The following is a 20,514-nucleotide window of genomic DNA, read 5'->3' as shown; positions in this document are numbered from 1 at the left end:
AAGAAAAAGTAGCAGGAGGTAAAGTCGAAGAAAAAAAATAAAAAAGAAATGAAAAAGAAAAAACGCCGGCCTGACCTAAAAAAAGGTAAAATAAGCCTGCTAAAAAAAATCATTGAGTAAACAAATAAAAAACTAAGAAGGAGGAAACTAAGAAGAAGGAGAAATTTTCCTTCTTCAACAATTTTCCTTTCCAAATATAATTTTACAGATTCCGTTTTGCTTATACTTACATTATCCTTCTTACTACGTACTTCTACACTATTATTGCTTACTTCTTTCTCATGAGGAAACAAACAGCAAAAACTCCGAAGATAGCGGTTGAAAGGCCAAAACCCGGAGACTTTTCCTCACCTGCAGGCTCCGAAGCTTCAGATCCCTCTTCAGCGTCTTCAGACTCAGATATAACCTGCTCTTCCCTTGTTTCAGGCTGTACGGAAGGCTCTTCTTCCGCAGGTTCAAGGACTTCGGATTCGGGTACCCCTTCATTTTCGGACGCCTCGTCCTCAGATTCTACGGTTACGGCCTGAGACGGATAGATTATGTAACCGTTTCCACCTGTCCCTTTGTTTTCGTCCGAGGTCTGGAAGTACCAGGATTCGGTGAAGTAGGTCCTCTTGCCGTCATCAACATTGAGGGTGATGGAATTGTCGTTGGAGAGTGCAAGCCCGTCTTCAGCGGCAGTATCAACGTTGAAGCCCTGGTAAGTGTCATCGGCTTTGATAAGCAGCGCATTATCTTTGTCGATTAGCCAGGTGTACCTGAAAACGGCAAGAGAATCTACAGCGCCCTGGAAGACGCTTTCAGCATAGGTCATGAAGTAAAGCTGGTCGTCAGAATCCCCGAAATCGGCACGGGCTGCAAAGGTGCAGTCGGAAACATCACCGTTGGTATTGAGGATACCGTCTTCGAGTTTTTCCCCATCCTTATAAAGGGAGAACCAGACCTTGTCTCCCTCGACGTCAACCTGGTTGACGGTAAGGCTGTAACCGGAACCGAGGTCCCAGCTTTCCCCGGCCTTAAGGGTCTTCTGGTAGCCAGCGTCCTGCTTGTACACAAGTTTGGAAAGCTGAGTGGCGTCCCCTTCAATGGCAACGTAAGGAGCACCGAACCAGCAGAGCTCGTAGTAGCTGGTGCCGCCTACATCAGAAGGTACGGTATCGGCAGTGAGCCCGAGCTCAGATACGAGCTTGTAGCTGCAGGGGTAAGGAGTGGTGGTGTAGATAAGTTCACCATCATCGATTATGTTATTGTCAGGGCTATCCGTACTTCCGAGAGGCCCGTTACTGCTGCCCTCATCCTCCTGGAAGTAAAGCCGTTCGCCCCACCCATCGTTGAGGTAGTTCACGTTCTTGTTTACGGAGTAGTAAAAACCCCTGAACGTTGCCGGATTCCACTCGAAGGTGGAAGTTGAAGCCGTGTCAGCAGGGATACCCCTTACGGCATAGGTGCCGGGTTTGCTTTTATCCAGAACCGGATAGATTATGTAACCGTTTCCACCTGTCCCTTTGTTTTCGTCCGAGGTCTGGAAGTACCAGGATTCGGTGAAGTAGGTCCTCTTGCCGTCATCAATATTGAGGGTGATGGAATTGTCGTTGGAGAGTGCAAGCCCGTCTTCAGCGGCAGTATCAACGTTGAAGCCCTGGTAAGTGTCATCGGCTTTGATAAGCAGCGCATTGTCTTTGTCGATTAGCCAGGTGTACCTGAAAACGGCAAGGGAATCTACAGCGCCCTGGAAGACGCTTTCAGCATAGGTCATGAAGTAAAGCTGGTCGTCAGAATCCCCGAAATCGGCACGGGCTGCAAAGGTGCAGTCAGAAACATCACCGTCGGTATTGAGGATACCGTCTTCGAGTTTTTCTCCGTCCTTATAAAGGGAGAACCAGACCTTGTCTCCCTCAACGTCAACCTGGTTGACAGTAAGGCTGTAACCGGAACCGAGGTCCCAGCTTTCCCCGGCCTTAAGGGTCTTCTGGTAGTCAGCGTCCTGCTTGTACACGAGCTTGGAAAGCTGAGTGGCATCCCCTTCAATGGCAACGTAAGGAGCACCGAACCAGCAGAGCTCGTAGTAGCTGGTGCCGCCCACATCCGCAGGTACGGTATCGGCAGTGAGCCCGAGTTCGGATACGAGCTTGTAGCTGCAGGGGTAAGGAGTGGTGGTGTAGATAAGTTCACTGTCGTCGATTATGTTATTGTCAGGGCTATCCGTACTTCCGAGAGGCCCGTTACTGCTGCCCTCATCCTCCTGGAAGTAAAGCCGTTCGCCCCACCCATCGTTGAGGTAGTTCACGTTCTTGTTTACAGAGTAATAGAAACCTTCGAACGTGGTCGCATCCCACACAAAACCGTCACCATGGGTTTCAGCTGTGTCATAGGATATGGTCCTGGGAGTAATCCCTACTGCAAGAACCGCCGGACTCAACAGAATCAGAAAAACCAGTCCGCCAGCTAAAGCTGTCATTTTTGAAAACCTGAGTTCCACTATAGCAACTCCACTTTTTGCGTTTTTATTGTTTTTTTCGAAAGCAAAACTTTTATTAAATTTGTCACACCACTGACAAATATATTTATAAAAGTAGGCAATATATTTGCCTTATCATAAGGCAGAAAACAGATAGATAAGTATTGTGAAATGGTAACAAACCGAAAACCACATCAAAAAAATAAAGGAAAGCAGAATAAATAGGTATAAATAGTTGGAAGAAGCCGCTCAGCCCTTCACTTTGAAACGGAGCAGAGCTGCAATCCCACCCAGTTTGTGAAGCTTCTCCCCGGGCTCAAAAGCCGTGCTGAAGACCACAACCTTCCCCTGAGCCTGTTCAACTTCCAGGAGGAGTTTGTCGATATCCCCTTTTTCCCGCCCTTCCCGCAGGGTCTCATCCGCAATGAGCAGGGTTTCAACGGCCCCGTAGTTGAGAGCATTTTTGACATCGGCAAAACCATAAGCGGCTTTTCCGTCCATGGAGATTTCCCTGATCAGGTCTTCCATGAGAGCCGACTCCCGGGCAATCCTTGATTCCTGCATGATCCGGTCCACTGCCCCCCTGCGGAGCACCTCCTGAAAACCGGACATCCCTATCATGGACGTGTCTTCTGTCAGGGCCTTTGAAGCCATATCAGGCTCAACCCCCTGGAAGTATTTCATGAAATCTTCCTTGGTAAATCCCGGCCCTGCAACCACGATGGAGGCATCCTCCGGAACCGCATGCCTTAACTGTTCCACGATCTCTTTGAAAAACTCATTCCTGAGGCCCGTTTCCCGCTTCCCGGACGACTGCCGGATATGGGAATAAATCTCGATTCCATAGTGGCGCACAAAGCCGATGTCCGCATCTCCCTCTTCCACTGCAACAAGAACGACCTTAGGCCGTTTTCCGGCCTCTTCGGCATCCTGGATCCGCTGGAGCTGGTCATTCTTCCAGTGTTCCTTGATGATGGAAAGGTTCGTCCCGATCTCTATGTTGAGAGTGTGGTAGGAGCCGGCATCCATCCCGTGCTCGATCGGCCCGTGGATCCTCAGCCTGTTTGCAAACTTGTGAAACTCCAGTTCCTCAACCCTTATCCCGAGCCTGACCTTTACTTTCTCGACCTTTTCCGGACGGAGTTTGTCGCTTGTAGTATCGGCCTTCCGCTTGGTAAGGGCAAAGACCAGGTCTCCCTTTTCAATGACGTACTTCAGGTGCCAGAGGTCATCCAGGGTCTCGGCTGTTACGGCAATTTCCCCTTCCCTGCCTTTCAAGGAACGGTTCGTGACTCTCATGCACCCTTACCTCCGGGCATTTCTTCGGATTCCTCTTCAAATTCCTCTTCAAATTCCTCTTCGAGTTCCCCTTCAAATTCGCCGCCGGTTTTCACTTCAGTTTCCCCTTCGGCTCCCTCTTCGAATTCTTCCATTTCTTCTGCGGCTTCCGGTGTCTCGTATTCTTCCCCGATTTCCTGCCCGGCCCCTTCACCTTTTCTCCGGGGTTTCTGGCTCCTGAGGTCCGATTCCCCGGCAGGGACCATCATCGCAACAAGGTCAGGGGACGCTATCTGCTTCACGAAGCGCGGGTCTTTCAGTTCGTCCGCATAGATCCTGTAGACCTTTTTGGAAATATCGTTCTGGTTGAACTTGCCGGGGGCAATTTCCAGGATATAATCCCCGTGCTTGCGGATTGCGGAAGCCGGCCCGCCTATGACCCGGGTCTCGCCTTTCAGCTCAAGCCCCACGGCAATGCCCAGGGGCACGTCCCTGAAGTAGTTGCGCTCCCCGCGGATGACAAAAGCCCCCTTTCTCAGGTACTCTCCCGACTCCGGGGTCTTTGTGACCTGCTCGGACTTGATCCAGTAGCAGTCCCCGCTGAAATGCCCTGCCTTCCAGAGGCTGGAATAGGAAACAGCAAACTGCGCAGCCTCCTGTAAAGTGGACTCCGGGACTTCCTCTCCTCCGGTCTTGACAACAGTCAGGGGAGCCCCCGGGGTCTGGGTATGGAAGACGATGTCCCGCTTTTCCATGTACTTCTTGAAAATCTCCTCGTTGGTGTCGGCGTCCCTTCCGCCCACAACCAGGAACCCGTCCGAAGACACAAACCACCGGAAGCGGTCGTACCAGTGTTTTTTCCGGACAGCCTGCAGCTTCCGTCCCGCCTTTGCAGCCTTTGCCGCAGCCTTTTTCTCCATTATCTTCTTCGTTTCCTCGATGGCCCTGATAGCCCCGTCCCTCTTTTTGGAGAATTTCTTCACCTTTTCATAATACTCCTGGGCGTTCTGGGGCACTGTCTTCCGGATGTCAAGATTGACGTTCTTCCCGTCAAGCTCAATTGCAACCGTGCCTGTCTTCGGGTCGATATTCGTAATTTTCTGGGCAGCAGGCACGGCCTTTTTAGCCTGCTTCAGGATAGCCCGGATCTCGTCCCAGGAATACCCCTTTGCCCTGGCCCCGTTAAGCACGGAAAAGAGCTCTTCGATAACCTGGTAATTCGCATAAACTGTTTCCGCAAGGGCATTGTTTTTTTCGATGTCCTTTTCAAACTTTGTAAGGGACTCTTCCTGCTGGAGCAGCCGCCTTTCGTAAACCCCGAGGGTCTTTTCCTTCTTTTCGGCAGCCTTTACCTCTGCAACCTGTTCAAGCGCCTTTTTCCCGAAAAACTCGTCAAGTGCCTCATTAAAGGATTCGAAGTATTCCTTTTCGTAATCTGAATAACGGATAAGGTCAAAAGGCAAAACATCGAAAGCTTCCAGTTTCCCGTTGATTTCTTTCTTGACGTGGTGGGGCCTGAGTTTCGGAGCTTCGGCCTCTATTCCGGCTTTGACTTCAGCTTCAATTCCAGTTTCGACTCCGGATTCGATTTCAGCTTCGATTTCAGCTTCGATTTCAGCTTCGATTTCAGCTTCGACCTCAGCTTCGACTCCGGATTCAATTTCAGTTTCAATTCCGGTTATTGCTTCGGCTCCACCCTCAACTTCTCCTGCAGCTTCAACCTCGCCTGCAACTTCTACCTCACCTGCAGCTCTGCCAGCAAACAGAGGGGAAAAAAGGTCGTGCATGGCGTTGCGGAGCAGGGCTGCATCCTCTTCCGAGGCTCCCTTTGCAGGCTTTGACTTGTCGATCCCTGCCCGGGAACAGACCTCTTCTGCCAGGACCCCGCCGAGGTTGAACCGGGTCGCAATTGTCCGCACGATGTCTGCCGTTGACTTTGAGAATGCCTCCATCAGGTCCGGGACCTCAGCCTCCACAGGGCTCAACTGGGCCTCGGGAAGCTCGTAAATCTCCCCGCTCCTGAGCCGCCTGTCCTTCAGGGTCACGGGGTTCATTGGCAGGATGATCTTGTTTTCCGAATCCACGATCAGGACGTTTCCCCGTGCAAACAGCTCCACAATCAGGGTGTGCCTGACCCCTGCCCTCTCAATTCCTATCTTCACGATCCTGTCAAAGTCGTGCTGCTCCACGGATACGATCCTGCCCCCCATCAGGTACTTTCTAAGCAGCATCGGAAAAGACTGTGGAAGCTCAGGACTTGCCCTGAAGTGTTTACTTAAATGGATGCGCTTCCCAGCCTCAATGATCAGGTTGTCCCTACCCTGATGAAAAACGTAAAGGTTGATGCGAATTTCCTCACTTGCGGGCTGGTATATCTTCCCGATCTTCGCATCAATAATGGACTTCGGCCCTGCGGACAGCTCGGCAACAACTGCAGCAACGTCGGCACTTGACATATCCTGTTTCATGAGGGGAGTATAATAGAGGATTCATGTATAAGTGTTTGCCAGCAGAGTTGCGTCTCTGCAGTGCGCCGTCCTTTTCGCTCACTTCGTTCGCTCAAGAGGACAAAAGACAGGTGTTGGCATGAATTTCGAAAAAACAGGGAAACCATAATGTCTTCCCATACCTGTCTTGTTCCGTTTGCGAAGCAAACGGCTTTTTCCATAATCCAAAAAGAAAATACGAAGCTGCAAGAAGAACACAAAACAAAAAAGGGACAACTTTATGCAAAGCCCCTTTCTTACTTCAAGACCTTTTAATTTGTTCCTACCAAAGAGAAGGAACTGAAACCTTTTTCTCCCATATGAGAAACAGAGACGGCTTTATGGTTACTGCCCAAACACGACTGCTATTGAGAAAATCTTTAATAGCACACATGACCTCTTTTCACATATGGAAGAGACCTATAAGTTTTCAGCCGTCATCCGTAAGGAAGGAAAATGGTACGTCTCCTAGTGCCCTGAACTTGACGTGGCAAGCCAGGAAAAAACCATTGAGGAAGCCATTAACAACCTCAGAGAGGCTGTAGAACTCTACCTCGAAGATGAGGATGTCCAGATCCCTGCTGCAGGCTCTATCCTGACCACGACAATCGAGGTTTCCAATGACAAAGCAAGCCATATGGGACTATGATCACGAAAACGACAGCATTTTTCTTTATGCTGCCGATGCAAAATATGAATACTCCATCTACCCCGAATACATGATACTGGATGTGAGCAGCGAGAATTCCATTGCGGGCATAGAAATCCTGGATGCTTCTTTGCTGTTCAGGCTCCCGAAAGAGGATTTAAAAAACACCGTCAAATTCCATGCCGACATCAGTATTTCAAAAGAAACCATAAAAGTCAATATCTGCCTGGGGGTAGCAGCCAGCGGCAGAGAGATCGAAAAATGCACCACATCCCTCGGCAAAATGACATGAACCTGCCCGCAGGGACAACAGCGATGGCATATTGAGGAAACAGGTAAAGAATTGCTTCCCAATTATTTTTTAATTATTTTTGAAAGTCGGGAGATTCCGCGCCTAAGTCCCAGCGGCTTCGACAAAGTAACTTCGCACTTACAGCGTAAAGGTATAAAGTGGTGAAGGAGAAAGTAGTCATAGGTCTCTCAGCAAGCGAAAGCCACAGAAGACGCCGCTGTCGCCGGGGACATCCCCGTTGCGGAAAGCCGACCGGCAGTTCCTGGCGAAGCTGTACCAACTGCCGCCCCTAGAAACATGGGAGCTATTTCCATCTTCCCATGCACTACCATCAGAAGGAGCACCATTATAATTTGAATGATAACTGTCCTGAACCCACTCCCAGACATTACCATGCATGTCGTAAAGACCCCAGGGATTGGGCAGCTTCTGGCCAACCGGATGAGTCTGATTACCTGAATTCTTATCATACCATGCATAATCCCCAAGTTTCAATTCGTGACCTCCAAAAGAATATCTTGTGGAAGTACCTGCCCTGCAGGCATATTCCCACTCAGCTTCAGAAGGCAGGCAGTACTTATCAGTGCCTTCTTTTTCATTGAGTTTTTTGACGAAATTCTGAACGTTATCCCAGGAAACAGATTCTACAGGTAGATCATCACCCTTAAAGCGTGAAGGGTTACTCCCCATGATTTCATCCCACTGTTTTTGAGTAACTGTATACTTCCCCATGTAGAAAGGCTTTTCAATTCTTACATTGTGAGCTGGACCTTCGTTATCATACCTGCCCTGCTCTTCAGAAGGTGAACCCATCATGAACTTTCCGGCTGGAATCAGTACAAACTCCATTCCAGTGGAAGAGCTGGTGAAGGTTTTAGGAACATCAGATTTTCGGGATGTCTCATTGATTCCTGCATTCCCAATATTTGGAACATCAGTCTTCAAGATGCCACCGCGGTTTCCATTTTGAGGAGGAGAAGAGTTTATGCCAATTCCTTTCAGGTGCTGTACAGCTTCACTATAACTATCAACCAAAAATTCGCCCTTTAAAAGAGATTCTAAGAAATTATATATGGTGAGATCGACCTGTTCCAGAGAAGAGGGGTTCTGGTAATTTTTCCTTAAAATTGCAAGAGATTCGCTGAGTATGCGAGGATGGAGTTGGGTAGCGAATTCTTCAAGAAGCTTACTCTTATTCAAGTTATATTCATTTTCTCTAATTTTTAGAGGATTCCTTCCGATGACTATTGTTTCTTCAAACTCGCTTTTTATCGTGGTAACCTGGGAATACTCATTTTTACATTTTTTAGATGCATATTCATACAGTTCAAGGATGTCTATTAACCCGTCACCACCTAAATCAGCTTCCCCGTTCTTTAGCCCTTCAAGTAAAAAATGTGTAAAAATCCCATTTTCAAATTCCTGAACTTCCTTTGCCAGGTCAGCCCCCGTAGTGGCCGAAAGCACGAATGTGCCTGAACCGGAAGTTTCAGAAAGCGTTTTTACAAAACCATCCCCTTTTATGCCAGCGGCCCCACCATGGCAGCAATCAAGAATTATGACAACTTTCCTGCACTCTGACTGCGCAATACAGTTTGTGATGAAATCATAGTGTAAGGCAGTAGACAGCAGATAATCCGTTTCCGTGTCCTTAAGAAGCAAATTCAGTTTAAAGTTGAAGTCCAGCTTTCCATGTCCGGAAAAATAGATAAGAACCAGGTCATCAAAAGTTGCATCTTTTAGCAATAATTTCTCGATTCCTTTTTTTACATTACCTTTTGTTTCGTCAACTAAAGGGACAATGTCGTCAAATTCTCCGATATCAGGATTGAGGAGAACCGCTCTCATTTCTGTTGCATCTTTTATTGCAAAATGCAAATTCAAGAGGTTTGGATCTGAATAATCATTTGTTCCTATTACGAGTCCGATTTTCCTTCCGGCCATGACACTTACTCATTGGGTCTTTGCTGATGGTTTTTTATCAATTCGAAAGCTTCGGATTTTGACAGGTGTGTTAATTCTATTGTGCTCCCATCCTCATATTTTAGTACAACTTTTGCGGATCTTCTGTATTCTAACCAGATTTTTGTCACATCAAACATTCTATCGAACGCTTTCAACGTTATACCGCTGGCAAGGAGGATATTGAATAGAGTATCTATTCCTGCCTTTTCACCGCTTTCACATTCAGAGGTCAGAGGCTCTATTGAACCTGAAATCAAGCTTTTACGAAGTTCGCCACAAAGAATAGAGCATTGTTTTTGCCAGTAATCCGTGAGTTCATCAATCTCCTCAGATTCTATAATTATTTGAAAATCAAATATTTCAGGAACCTTTTCCATCTACTACCAACAACTTCACATCTTTAAATTTTAATTATCGCTGATAGATATATGTTTTACTCTTCAGAGTGATATCAAAGAGAGCTATATGGGAAATCAAAATTTGCAAAGTTCCTGTTTCTAAACACTCTGCTCACAAGCCGGAAAAAATCTTAAGGAAAGCGCCGCGCTGAGGCGCGGGACAGGACACACAGAATAAGCTATTACGGCTGTCCCGGTTTGAAGTGAACACGCAAACCCACCTTGAGTCGCCTGTACATGAAAAAATTCGGATTTCAGGAACGTTGGACAGTCTTAATTCTGAAAAGAATGCAACCCTAAAATTGATCAATAAAACTGCTCAATAATTACCGAACAAACTACTTAACAATAAATTTCTTAATGACTGATCACCGAACAATAAATTATGTAAACTCACAGATAAACAAAAGTAAAATATGAGTTATTCTATCATAGGAAAACCCTGAAAATCAAAAATATCTCATCCTCACAAATATACCCGCTACAACCCATAACCCCCAGAAAACCATGGACAACCGAACGATCCGCTTTTTAAAATCCCGCTTCCAGCAGTACTACAAAACCGCCGAGATCTCACTTCCGGACTACCTGCCCAGCCGTGAGTGGGCTTTCATCTTCTATGACGATATGCCGGAAAAGATGATGCACAGGCACAAGTCTTTCGGCTCGCCGGGAGAGGCGCTGGACTACCTGTATGGGATGGCTCCGGCTCATGTGTATAATTCTACGGCGTATTACGAGTACCCGGACGCAAAGAAGATGAACGATAAGAACTGGCTCGGGGCGGAGCTGATCTTTGACCTGGACGCAGACCACCTGCCGAATGCGCCGAGGAATTATGCGGATATGCTGGAGCTTGTGAAAAAGGAAAGCTTCAAGCTGCTGGACTTTCTTTTAGACGACTTCGGGTTTTCGGAACAGGAGATCGAGCTTGTGTTTTCGGGAGGGAGGGGGTACCACTTCCATATCAGGAGCCCGAAAGTCCTGACACTCGGGAGTTCCGAGAGGAGGGAGATCGTGAATTACGTCAGCGGCAGGGACCTGGATTTCAAGTACTTCTTCAGGGAAGTTGCGATGGACGGGGACTTCGGGGCAGGGTCAAAGACGTTTAAGGGAGTAAAGAACGTACCCACGAAGTGTATGCTTATAGGGCATGATTCGGGGTGGGGAAAGAGGATTGCACGGTATCTTGCGGATTACCTGAAGACGGAAAGTGAAAAGAAGTACAAGAAGGACATGTTTCCCGAACTCCGGAAGCACGAGAAAGTCGGGGATACGACGGCAAAGAAGCTGCTAAGGATTGCAACAAGCGAAGACGGCTTAAATGACATTCTCGAACATGGAAGGCTGGACTTCGACGTAAGGAATTTTAAGGAGATTGCAGCATATTTTATGCAGGAGTCTGCCGGGGATTTCCTGCACAGGTTCGGAGCCAGCGTGGACGAACCGGTTACAGCCGATATTAAGCGCCTGATAAGGGTGCCGGGGTCTTTGCACGGCGGGTCGGGGATGCTGGTGAAAAAGATGGAGCTGTCGGAGCTGGAAGGGTTCGAACCCCTGGAAGATGCGATAGTGTTCGGGGACCGGCCGGTGAAGGTGACGGTTTCAAAACCCTTTTCCGTGCAGATGAAGGGCAAGGATTTAAGAGTAGAAGAGGGCATACAGGAAGTTCCTGAGTATGCAGCCGTGTATCTGATGTGCAGAGGTGTAGCGGAGTATGGACATAGAAGAAATCAGCCAGACACTGTATAAGGAAAAAAACCAGGCCTTAAAGGCAATACCGGCTGATTTTTACCGGGAAGCAGAGAAGTATGTCCGGGAACTGGAAGCAGAGATAGGGAAAATCAACAATTCCCGTTCTCCCGAATCAAAGATGCTCAACGACGAGCATGAGCGGGCGCTTTCGGACCTTGAGACCATCTTCATGAAACGGATAGGTAAGGTCATCACCCGGGCAACCAACCAGTCCCATGCGGACAAGCCGATTTCAAAAGACATAGAAAAGCTGCTCCCGGCTGAAAAACGGCTCTACGACCTGGTGCTCCGGGGAATCGAAGCCGCAAAAATCGAACTTATAGGGCCTATCCTGTATCCCGACTCCGGGAAGACTGCGGCCTGGCCGGAAATAGGAGGGGCACGACAGGTTTCTGCCCCGGGCCAGGGGGGAACGGAGGCAGGTACGGGGAACCCCGCAGCTGCCGGCAGGCAGGAAACAGGAACGGCAGCAGGCAAAACCAATATAAATGAAGACTACGTTGTTGTCCGAATACTGAAAGACCTGCCAACATTCACGGGTGCGGACGGCCGGAATTATACGGTCGGCGCCGAAGATGTAGTTGTTTTGCCGCAGCTTAATGCGACCGGGCTGATAAAACGCAACGCAGCAAAACTGGTTGCAGCACAGGCAAATCCTGCAGGACAGGCAAATCCCGGAAAAAGTTAAATCCGTGAGAAATCACGGAATTCTTGATTCGTGCCTGAAGGCGGGCAAGTATTTCGGCAATAGTACTAGTATTTATATGTGTAGCTATATTTGAGTAGCTTAACCTTGTTAGCATGCACGAGCCTCACCGGGGATAGAGACTGCCAGACAGGAATATCGCGGCAAATGAGGTTCCAATCGCATTTCAAGTTCATCAAATTAAGGGCTTCCCAAATAAGATCTTCCCAGGATCAAAAAGCCAAGTCGCCAAACATTAAGAGATATTATTAAACTGCGCCTTTCCGCAAAAGCCGGAAAAGGCCATAAATACCCAATAATTATCAAAAAAGGTGTAGAGAATGAAGATTCCAAAGCGGTTCAGGACTTACTGCCCGTTCTGCAAGACCCACACCGAGCATGTTGCTGAGAGGGTCAAGAAGGGCAGGGCTTCATCCATGTCCCATATTGAGAGGCAGAAGAGAAGACAGAAAGGTATCGGTAACAGCGGAAAGTTCTCCAAGGTGCCCGGTGGCGACAAGCCAACAAAGCGCATCTGGCTCAGGTACCGCTGCAGCGTGTGCAAGAAAGCCCACCAGAGACCCTGTTTCAGGGCAAAGAAGTTCGAGTTCAAGGAGTAAGATTTAAATGGTAGACTACACTCAGAGGCCAAAGAGCAGGTTCCTGCGGGTAAAGTGCAACGACTGCGAAAACGAACAGATCATTTTCGGAAGCGCAAGCCGGAGAATTACCTGCGTTGTCTGCGGAAGAACCCTTGCCGAACCTACCGGTGGAAAATCAACAATTACCACTCACATCCTGGAAGTGCTTGAATAAGTACAGATACCTGTACCGGAAAGCGCTATACGGGAATAAAGTGTAAACGAAGAAAACAAGGGGAAAGTGGTGCGAATGGGAAACGATAACTGGCCAGAAATCGGAGAATTTGTTGTCTGTACGGTAAAGAATGTGACCGATTTCGGGGCCTATGTCGAGCTTGAGGAGTTCGGAGGAAAGGAAGGTTTCATCCACATCTCCGAAATCAAAGCAGGCTGGGTCAAATACGTAAGGGACTATGTGAGGGAAGGGCAGAAGATAGTCTGCAAGGTCCTGAACGTGGACACTTCCCGCGGCCACATTGACCTGTCCTTAAAAGACGTGAACGAGCACCAGCGGCGGGCAAAAATCCAGGAATGGAAAAATGAGCAGAAAGCCGCTAAGTGGCTCCAGTTCGTGGCTGAAGAGACAAAGACGGATGAGAAGAGCATTCAGGCCCTTCATGAGAGACTGGTAGAGGATTTCGGAAGTGCATATACAGCCTTCGAAGAAGCTGCTATCGAAGGGGAAAAAGCCTTCAAGAATCTCAAGGTCAACAAGAAATACTTAAAGAGCATTGTCAAAATTGCAGGCGAAAACATCAAACTGCCCTTCGTGGACATCGCAGGGTATGTGGACCTCACCTGCAACCTGCCAAACGGCATCGAGGTCATAAAGCAGTCCTTGCGTGCCGCAGATTCCATCAGTGATGTGGACGGGAAAGATGTCAGGCTCGAAGTAAGCTACACCGGAGCTCCGAGATACCGGATAAAGGTAATAGCCCCGGATTACAAGAAAGCCGAATCAGTCCTGAAAAAATCAGCCCAGGCAGCAACCGAGACAATCACTAAACTCGGCGGGCATGGGACTTTTAAGCGACACATAGAATCCGCAAAGGCGTGATGCCCTTTGGGACAGAAAATCCGCAAATGTAAAAATTGCGGCAGGTACACGCTAAAGGAAAAATGTCCGGTCTGCGGGGAAGAAAGCTTGCCCGCACGTCCGGCTCGCTTTTCTCCTAAAGACCCTTATGGCAAGTACCGCAGACTGGCAAAGAAAGGATAAGGGATTATTATGCTGGAAAGTAAACTTATCCGCCTGAAAGAAGACCTTGAGCTTGAAAAACCCACAATGATAGTCGGGCTTCCGGGCGTAGGGCTTGTAGGCAAACTGGTGGCAGAACACCTGGTAGATGAACTGAAGGCCGAAAAGGTCATGGAGGTCTACTCTCCACATTTCCCACCCCAGGTCCTGGTTAACGCGGACTGCACGGTCCGTCCCGTAAGTAACTCGATATACCTCGGGCGAGCAAACGAGAGGGACATCATTTTCCTTGTAGGGGACCACCAGAGCACAACCTCCCCCGGACACTACGAACTCTGCTCCCTGTACCTTGACCTTGCAGAGGAACTCAAAGTATCCAGGATATACACCCTGGGAGGCTACCCCACAGGCAAGCTCACCTACGAAGAGACCATCCTCGGAGTAACCAACAGCACTGACCTGATAGGAGAGCTCAAAGGTTACGGCGTCGAGTTCAGGGAATCGGAACCCAGCGGAGGAATCGTAGGGGCATCGGGCCTGCTCGTGGCATTCAGCCTGATGCGGGGAATTGACGCGGCCTGCCTCATGGGCATGACACCCGGGTACATGATGGACCCGAAAAGCGCCCAGTTCCTTTTAAAGATGCTCTGCAGCATCCTCGGGATCGAAGTCAACACCGAATCCCTTGAGAAAAAGGCCGAGGAAATGGAAAACATCGTAGAAAAACTGAAGGAAAAGGAAGAGCAGCAGAAAATCCAGGAAATAAAACCCTCGGAAGAAGACCTGCGCTACATAGGATAAGGCCTGGCGCAGGAACGGGCTGCTAAAATAGGCAAGCTGCTGGAATAAGCAGACTGCCAAAATAGTGTTAAACGCAAATCGGCCAAATTTTGCAGCAAAAGGTCCGGAAATGAAAGTCAATGCAGACCTCCATCTCCATTCCAAATATTCCATGGCGTGTTCCGATAAGATGGAACTCCCAACCATTGCGAGAGAAGCCGCAAAAAAAGGAATGGAACTGATAGGTACCGGGGACTGTATCCACCCTAAATGGCTGGCCGAAATCAAAAAAGCAGCCGTTTCCGACGAAAAAATCCGGATCGAAAATACTTTTTTTATCCCTACTACCGAAATAGAGGACAACAAAAGAGTCCACCACCTCCTGATTTTACCTTCAATCTCAAAAGCCGAGGAGCTTGCGGAACGCATGGCACCCTTCGGGGACCTGGAAGTAGACGGCCGCCCCACAGTTAAGCTGGACGGCTGCGAAATTGCGGAAATTGCAAAAGACCTGGGAGCCCTTATAGGGCCCTGTCACGCTTTTACCCCCTGGACAGCCCTCTATGCCTACCATGACAACCTGAAAAGCTGCTACGGAGACATGACCAATTACGTTTCTTTCCTGGAACTGGGGTTGAGTGCGGACAGCGACTACGCAGACCGAATTGCAGAACTGCAGCGCCTGACTTTTCTCTCCAATTCGGACGCCCATTCCCCCTGGACCAATAAGCTGGCCCGGGAGTTCACCCAGTTTGAAGTCCCTGACCTCACCTTTGACGGCCTGAAAAAAGCCATCATCCGGGAAGAAGGATACGGGGCTACCCTGAACGTCGGGTTTTTCCCTCAGGAAGGCAAGTACAACCAGTCAGCCTGCATCAAGTGCTTTACTCAGTACGCACTGCCTGAAGCCGAGGCACACGCCTGGCACTGTCCCAAATGCGGAGGCATGGTCAAGAAAGGAGTGTTCGACAGGGTCAACGAGCTTGCCGATTTTGAAGCCCCCAGGCACCCCGAGCACCGTCCTCCCTACCTCCATTTAATCCCTCTCGCCGAGATTATCCAGATGGCCCTCGGCCATGCGGGCATCCAGACAAAAGGCGTCCAGACGGCCTGGAATACCCTTGTGGAGCGTTTCGGAAGCGAGGTAGGAGCCCTGATATATGCAGAACCGGAAACCCTGGAAGTCGTGGACGAAAGGGTCTTAAATGCGATCCTTGCCTTCAGAAAAGGTGATGTCCTCATCCACCCCGGAGGCGGCGGGCAGTACGGCTGGCTGGAGCTGCCCGAACACCTGAAGACATTAAAACAGGGGCAAAAACAGGGGCAGGATAAGCGAGCAGAAGAAGGAAAGAAAAGAGTGGAAAATACAAGCAAAAAAGAAAAAACCGAAAAAGCCCCAAAGCAAATATCTCTCTTCGACCTGGACCCGGGAGAGCAGGAAAAAACGGAGGAGGAAGAAAAAGCAGAAAAGCCTTCGGGCCAGAGATCACTTTTTGAATTTTAAGTGTTTGAACCCTGTCCAGAATAAGGTATATAAGATAGAAAGTATATTCTAGTTCCCTGCTCCAAAATGCCCAGGTAGTCTAGTGGTAAGGCGACGGTCTCGAAAACCGTTTCTTCTTTGGGAGAGCGCAGGTTCAAATCCTGCCCTGGGCGCTTCTCTTTTCATGCAATCCGGTGCTTTTGCAATGTGTCTCCGGACCATTTGTAATCTTTCCGATTTCATATCTTCACAGTTCTCAAAAGGGAACTGTATCCTGAATACATATCATGCTAAAGCTAAGAATATGCATTTTCCTGCCTTCTGGGAATTGACATGAACATCTTTATTCAAAAACCCCAAATATTTATTCTAAAACCCCAGATATAGAGGAAAATTAAAATGGGAGCTTCAAAGCCATGAAGTTAAACAAAAAACTAATGAAATACTTTGACCGCCGCAGGACAGGAAAATATACCGGTGAAATTAGTGCATATGATTTTGCAGTTCGCCTGCTTGGCTTCATCTCATTTACGATATTTATTCTTGCAATCCTGGCAGGAATAATTTATCTGGTGTTTATGCAAAGTTGAAAAAAATTTCTGTAAATTTCACCTTTCCTGCCGTCAACTATATAAAAGAGAAAGAGTATTTCTTATCTCCTGTAAGGGGCTGTGGCCTAGCCCGGCATGGCGATGGGCTCCAGCGGATAAATGATGAACAACGGGTCTACCGAGTTTTGCCCGACGGGGCAGGACAGTGACGAACCGTTGGAGCACTGATAGATGCTCACCAGAACTAAAGCTGCTAAGGCAGTTGTTCGGAGATACCCGTCGATCGTGAGTTCGAATCTCACCAGCCCCACCTTTATTTCAACCTTCCAAAAAGAAACATACCTTTCAAAACACTCTTTTAACGACTTTCTCTACATACTTATCTGCTTTGCCAAACCATTATCTGGTTTGCAGATTCCAAATTGAATCCTTATGTTGTTTCATCCTTTTCTTCAGCCATCTAGCTGTTTTCTTAGAGCGTGTCTTAAAATTCAATTTGACTATACAATTGGGATAGGACTCACGGATTTGGATCAAAAATCGGTAGCGTTAAACCGTTAAATGTCTAAAGTGTAAATTTTGACCATGATGTCTAATGCATTTGATTTTATGCATCGGGCAAATAAGTCTTATGTAATTAATTTACAGTCTGAACTTAAGATCAAAAACGCCTACCATCCAAATGTAGAAATGTTTTGAATTTTAAGACAGCCTCTTAGTAATTTCGGTACGTTTTTCAGTCATTGGGAGGACCTTTTTAGGTATACCAATACATATTTCAGTCCTCCGGAAGACTTTTTGGATACTCAAATAAATTTTGAAGTAATCTGGAGGGCCTTTTTGGGCACCCATATACTTCATGGAACAGTCCTGTAAACCGTTTTTTTGTTTGTCCTTTACCTGCAGGAGTAAGGCTCTTACGTGTTTCATACGAGATTCAGCAGGAATACAGGAGATGCAAGCCAAAAAAGAATCATTTTTCAGAATAAATAATCCCTGTGGATATATATAAAAATAGCATTTATTTTTAAGAGATAAATAATATTCAAAACAGAAAATCCAGAATAAGAATCCATAACATAAACCACACTTTGAAAAATCCGAGAGGGGAGTTTACCGGCAAGATAGTGTGGTAAATGCATCATATGCCCGGCAGAGGGGGAAATATATGGAAAAAAGAAGAGTAATAACACCAGCAATAGTTGTCATTATCCTGACAATCTTAACGGTATTAACTGTAAGCCTGACATACGGAGAAGAAATCACAAGTATATCTCGCGGTGGAGCCAGCAAAATAACCTACCAGATCGGTTCTCCCGGAATCGAGACCGCAGACCTGAATTCGGGGTTGACTTCTTCAGATCTTGTGAATACTCTACTTGGGGAAGGAGTTACTGTTTCTAACGTTACATTTACCGGGGCAAATGTAGCAGCCGGAACATTTAGCGGAGGAGAAGAAATCATAGGCTTTGGAAACGGCATCATCCTGAGCACCGGGAATATTACAAATGTAGTGGGCCCCAATGAGTTTGATAACGTAACAGCTGACAACGGCCTGCCTGGAGACACGGACCTCAATGCTTTGATCCCGGGCTTCACAACCTTTGATGCTGCAGTTCTTGAATTTGATTTTGTTCCGGATACGGAAATTGTACAGTTTGAATACGTTTTCAGCTCCGATGAATATAACGAATGGGTCAATTCGGAATATAACGATGTATTCGGATTCTTTGTCAACGGGGAGAACATAGCTTTAATTCCGGGAACTAGCACGCCGGTATCCATAAACAATGTCAACAACGGGAATCCTTTCGGTACGAATTCCAGTAATCCGGAGTATTACATAAACAACGACCTGAATGATGGGGGAGGGTCAATTGATACCGAAATGGACGGTTTGACAGTGGTCCTGACTGCTACGGCCAATGTAACCCCCGGAGAGATAAACCATATAAGAATGGCTATCGCTGACGCAGGAGACAGGGCACTGGACTCCAATGTGATCATCAGGGCTGAGAGTTTTGTCTCACCGAAACTGCTTCTCGAACCGGCATCTGCCACAAACAAGGTCAGCGAACTTCATACATTGACAGCTACCCTGGTAGATGAAAACGAAACTCCGGTTGAAGGGGAGAACATAACCTTCAACGTAACAGCCGGGCCCCATAACGGGACTTCAGGCACGGATGTAACCGACGCAAACGGGACTGCCACCTGGAATTACACAGGAGAAAACTCCGGAACCGATACCATAGTTGCAACGGGCGGCGGGGAAACCTCAAACGAGGCTTTCAAGACCTGGGAAAGCGACCAGGGGCAAAAGCCCCTGCTGACCCTCGAACCCGAATCTGCCACGAACATACTCGGGAACCTTCACATATTGAGAGCTAACCTGGTAGATGAAAACGGGACACCCGTAGCCAATGAGACGATAACTTTCAATGTAAGCGAGGGGCCGTTTGCAGGGCTTTCAGGCAAGGGCGTAACCGATGCCAACGGGACTGCCACCTGGTCCTACGGGATAACTACCGGCACAGATACCATAGTTGCAACGGGCGGCGGGGAAACCTCAAATGCGGTTTCCAAGACCTGGGAAATAGGGGCAGAAGCCCAGACCCTGCTAACAGTGGAACCCCGGTCAGCGACCAACGAAATCGGGACCTCACATATAATGAAAGCCACACTCCTCAATGAGAACGGAAGCCCGGTGTCCGGAGAAATGATCACCTTCGTCGTAACCGACGGCCCCCATGTTGGGACCTCGGGCACAAGCCTGACCGACGAAAACGGTATCGCCACCTGGTGCTACTACGGCATATACACAGGTAACGACACGATCTCCGCCAGAGGAGGGGGCCAGGCTGCAGATGAAGCCTTCAAGACCTGGGAAGCCACAAATGGGAACGTATCGGCATCAAACAAATACATGAAAATCGAGGATTCTGAAGGAAACATGGGAGGCATCTGGAGTTATTTTGAGAGCATCTTTGGGAGGTTGAGGTGAAGATTCAAAAAACAATCCTTTTAAACAATTTTTTATTTTTAAGAGGCTGTCTTAAAATTCAAACAATTTCTACATTTGGATAGTAATCCGTGAGTCCTATCCCAATTGTATAGTCAAATTGAATTTTAAGACACGCTCTAAACGCTCCTGATATTCCTCGGTAGAATAAGTCCCAATCAGTTCCTTATTATTCCTGAATTGTTTTTTCAGAGAGGCCTGTTATGATCCTGAGTTCTCCATCTTCAAATCCCTCTTCAGTCAGCACCAGTATTCTTGCAAAATCCTTCACATAGCGCATGATGGCTTCCCCGCTATGTTTGGTTTTTCTCTCGATATCCGTATATTCATAACCTTTGAGATAGAGCTCCAGAATCCGTTTCTTATGACTTACTCCTGGCCCTATGTCCTTCCTCCTCTGGTTAGTACCAGTTCTCCTTTCTCTTCCAGCGCTGCTATGTGTCTTGAAATTGTCTTTGTGCTCTCACCCAGAAGAATTGCTGTATCAGCCTGGGTAAGTAAAGCGCCCTGAGCATATGCTTCGTTACTTATGCGCATGATCCATTTATCAAGCAACTCCTGCTGGTCCTTAACTTTGCAGTCATCAGGGTCATAGATGGTGATATTAACAGAGACCAGATTCATTTCATCTACCGGTACACCAGGAGGAACGTCTTTGGAAACTGCATGGAAGATAATCTGGCCTTCCTTGCGGTGGTTGCTGAAATATAAGTCAATATAAGAAATGAAGAGCTCAGCTCGGGATCTGCAGACTGCACGGGGAAAGGAATAGTCATGCATGAGCTCATTGTAAAGTTGCGTCTGTAATCGGCGTTTGAAAGTTTAAAGGTATTCTTTAGGAATTTTCAGGACTATTAGTGCCACCAATAATGT

General features: G+C 47.7%; 17 protein-coding genes, 2 tRNA genes and 1 pseudogene. 14 read left to right on the top strand and 6 right to left on the bottom strand.

Annotation, left to right across the window (positions count from 1 at the left end; genetic code table 11):
- Window positions 1–268: 268 nt before the first annotated feature.
- The 3 genes from FTO70_RS11810 to rqcH all read right to left on the bottom strand — a co-directional run bounded on the left by FTO70_RS11810 (window position 269) and on the right by rqcH (window position 6,204).
- Window positions 269–2,458, bottom strand: coding sequence for an S-layer protein domain-containing protein (locus FTO70_RS11810; protein ID WP_255335957.1), 2,190 nt, complete (start codon window positions 2,456–2,458; stop codon window positions 269–271).
- Between the two features lie 249 nt (window positions 2,459–2,707).
- Window positions 2,708–3,757: an mRNA surveillance protein pelota gene (locus FTO70_RS11805; RefSeq protein WP_255335956.1), complete on the bottom strand. Its 1,050-nt coding sequence runs from the start codon at window positions 3,755–3,757 to the stop codon at window positions 2,708–2,710.
- Window positions 3,754–6,204 (bottom strand): ribosome rescue protein RqcH, encoded by a 2,451-nt coding sequence (gene rqcH / locus FTO70_RS11800; protein ID WP_255335955.1) that lies wholly within the window; start codon window positions 6,202–6,204, stop codon window positions 3,754–3,756. Before rqcH ends, FTO70_RS11805 begins: the two co-directional genes overlap by 4 nt.
- 505 nt (window positions 6,205–6,709) lie before the next feature.
- Here rqcH and FTO70_RS11795 point away from each other — a divergent pair.
- Both FTO70_RS11795 and FTO70_RS11790 read left to right on the top strand, forming a co-directional pair.
- Complete coding sequence (locus FTO70_RS11795) at window positions 6,710–6,871, top strand: type II toxin-antitoxin system HicB family antitoxin (protein WP_255335954.1); 162 nt, start codon at window positions 6,710–6,712, stop codon at window positions 6,869–6,871.
- Window positions 6,843–7,163: a DUF2283 domain-containing protein gene (locus FTO70_RS11790; RefSeq protein WP_255335953.1), complete on the top strand. Its 321-nt coding sequence runs from the start codon at window positions 6,843–6,845 to the stop codon at window positions 7,161–7,163. Before FTO70_RS11795 ends, FTO70_RS11790 begins: the two co-directional genes overlap by 29 nt.
- Before the next feature lie 177 nt (window positions 7,164–7,340).
- On the opposite strand, the gene FTO70_RS18055 is transcribed toward FTO70_RS11790, so the two are convergent.
- Together FTO70_RS18055 and FTO70_RS11775 are read right to left on the bottom strand one after the other, a co-directional pair.
- On the bottom strand, window positions 7,341–9,107 hold the full coding sequence (locus FTO70_RS18055) for an SUMF1/EgtB/PvdO family nonheme iron enzyme (protein ID WP_369694368.1): 1,767 nt from the start codon (window positions 9,105–9,107) through the stop codon (window positions 7,341–7,343).
- 5 nt (window positions 9,108–9,112) lie between these two features.
- Entirely contained in the window at window positions 9,113–9,505 is a 393-nt protein-coding gene (locus tag FTO70_RS11775; RefSeq protein ID WP_255335952.1) for a hypothetical protein, read from the bottom strand.
- A 528-nt stretch (window positions 9,506–10,033) separates the two neighbouring features.
- On the opposite strand from FTO70_RS11775, the gene priS reads away from it, so the two are divergent.
- The 12 genes from priS (at window position 10,034) to FTO70_RS11715 (ending at window position 19,623) form a co-directional block, all read left to right on the top strand.
- Window positions 10,034–11,278 (top strand): DNA primase catalytic subunit PriS, encoded by a 1,245-nt coding sequence (priS, locus tag FTO70_RS11770; RefSeq protein WP_255335951.1) that lies wholly within the window; start codon window positions 10,034–10,036, stop codon window positions 11,276–11,278.
- Window positions 11,244–11,969, top strand: a complete 726-nt coding sequence (locus tag FTO70_RS11765) for a DNA replication complex GINS family protein (protein WP_255335950.1) — start codon at window positions 11,244–11,246, stop codon at window positions 11,967–11,969. Before priS ends, FTO70_RS11765 begins: the two co-directional genes overlap by 35 nt.
- 338 nt (window positions 11,970–12,307) lie before the next feature.
- The gene (locus FTO70_RS11760) at window positions 12,308–12,586 is read left to right on the top strand and encodes a 50S ribosomal protein L44e (RefSeq protein WP_255335949.1); all 279 of its coding nucleotides are present in this window, start codon (window positions 12,308–12,310) and stop codon (window positions 12,584–12,586) included.
- Between the two features lie 7 nt (window positions 12,587–12,593).
- Window positions 12,594–12,782 carry a 30S ribosomal protein S27e gene (locus tag FTO70_RS11755; RefSeq protein WP_255335948.1) on the top strand — a complete coding sequence of 63 codons (189 nt, stop codon included), beginning with the start codon at window positions 12,594–12,596 and terminating at the stop codon, window positions 12,780–12,782.
- Between the two features lie 75 nt (window positions 12,783–12,857).
- Window positions 12,858–13,664, top strand: coding sequence for a translation initiation factor IF-2 subunit alpha (locus FTO70_RS11750; protein ID WP_255335947.1), 807 nt, complete (start codon window positions 12,858–12,860; stop codon window positions 13,662–13,664).
- Window positions 13,665–13,670: 6 nt separating this feature from the next.
- Window positions 13,671–13,826 (top strand): RNA-protein complex protein Nop10, encoded by a 156-nt coding sequence (locus FTO70_RS11745; protein WP_255335946.1) that lies wholly within the window; start codon window positions 13,671–13,673, stop codon window positions 13,824–13,826.
- 9 nt (window positions 13,827–13,835) lie between these two features.
- Complete coding sequence (locus FTO70_RS11740) at window positions 13,836–14,606, top strand: proteasome assembly chaperone family protein (RefSeq protein WP_255335945.1); 771 nt, start codon at window positions 13,836–13,838, stop codon at window positions 14,604–14,606.
- A 109-nt stretch (window positions 14,607–14,715) separates the two neighbouring features.
- Window positions 14,716–16,089, top strand: coding sequence for an endonuclease Q family protein (locus FTO70_RS11735; RefSeq protein ID WP_255335944.1), 1,374 nt, complete (start codon window positions 14,716–14,718; stop codon window positions 16,087–16,089).
- A gap of 68 nt (window positions 16,090–16,157) precedes the next feature.
- Window positions 16,158–16,241 (top strand) — tRNA-Ser (locus tag FTO70_RS11730).
- Window positions 16,242–16,484: 243 nt separating this feature from the next.
- Window positions 16,485–16,658 (top strand): hypothetical protein, encoded by a 174-nt coding sequence (locus tag FTO70_RS11725; protein WP_255335943.1) that lies wholly within the window; start codon window positions 16,485–16,487, stop codon window positions 16,656–16,658.
- A gap of 75 nt (window positions 16,659–16,733) precedes the next feature.
- Window positions 16,734–16,929 (top strand) — tRNA-Trp (locus tag FTO70_RS11720).
- 858 nt (window positions 16,930–17,787) lie between these two features.
- The gene (locus FTO70_RS11715) at window positions 17,788–19,623 is read left to right on the top strand and encodes a choice-of-anchor L domain-containing protein (RefSeq protein ID WP_255335942.1); all 1,836 of its coding nucleotides are present in this window, start codon (window positions 17,788–17,790) and stop codon (window positions 19,621–19,623) included.
- A 187-nt stretch (window positions 19,624–19,810) separates the two neighbouring features.
- On the opposite strand, the pseudogene FTO70_RS11710 reads toward FTO70_RS11715, so the two are convergent.
- Window positions 19,811–20,421: pseudogene (locus FTO70_RS11710) on the bottom strand (DUF1670 domain-containing protein).
- Between the last annotated feature and the right edge of the window lie 93 nt (window positions 20,422–20,514).

This window comes from Methanosarcina sp. KYL-1, assembly GCF_024372725.1.
Lineage (GTDB): Archaea > Halobacteriota > Methanosarcinia > Methanosarcinales > Methanosarcinaceae > Methanosarcina.
The sequence above is the reverse complement of the archived record's forward strand: the minus strand, read 5'-3'. Positions and strand labels throughout refer to the sequence as shown.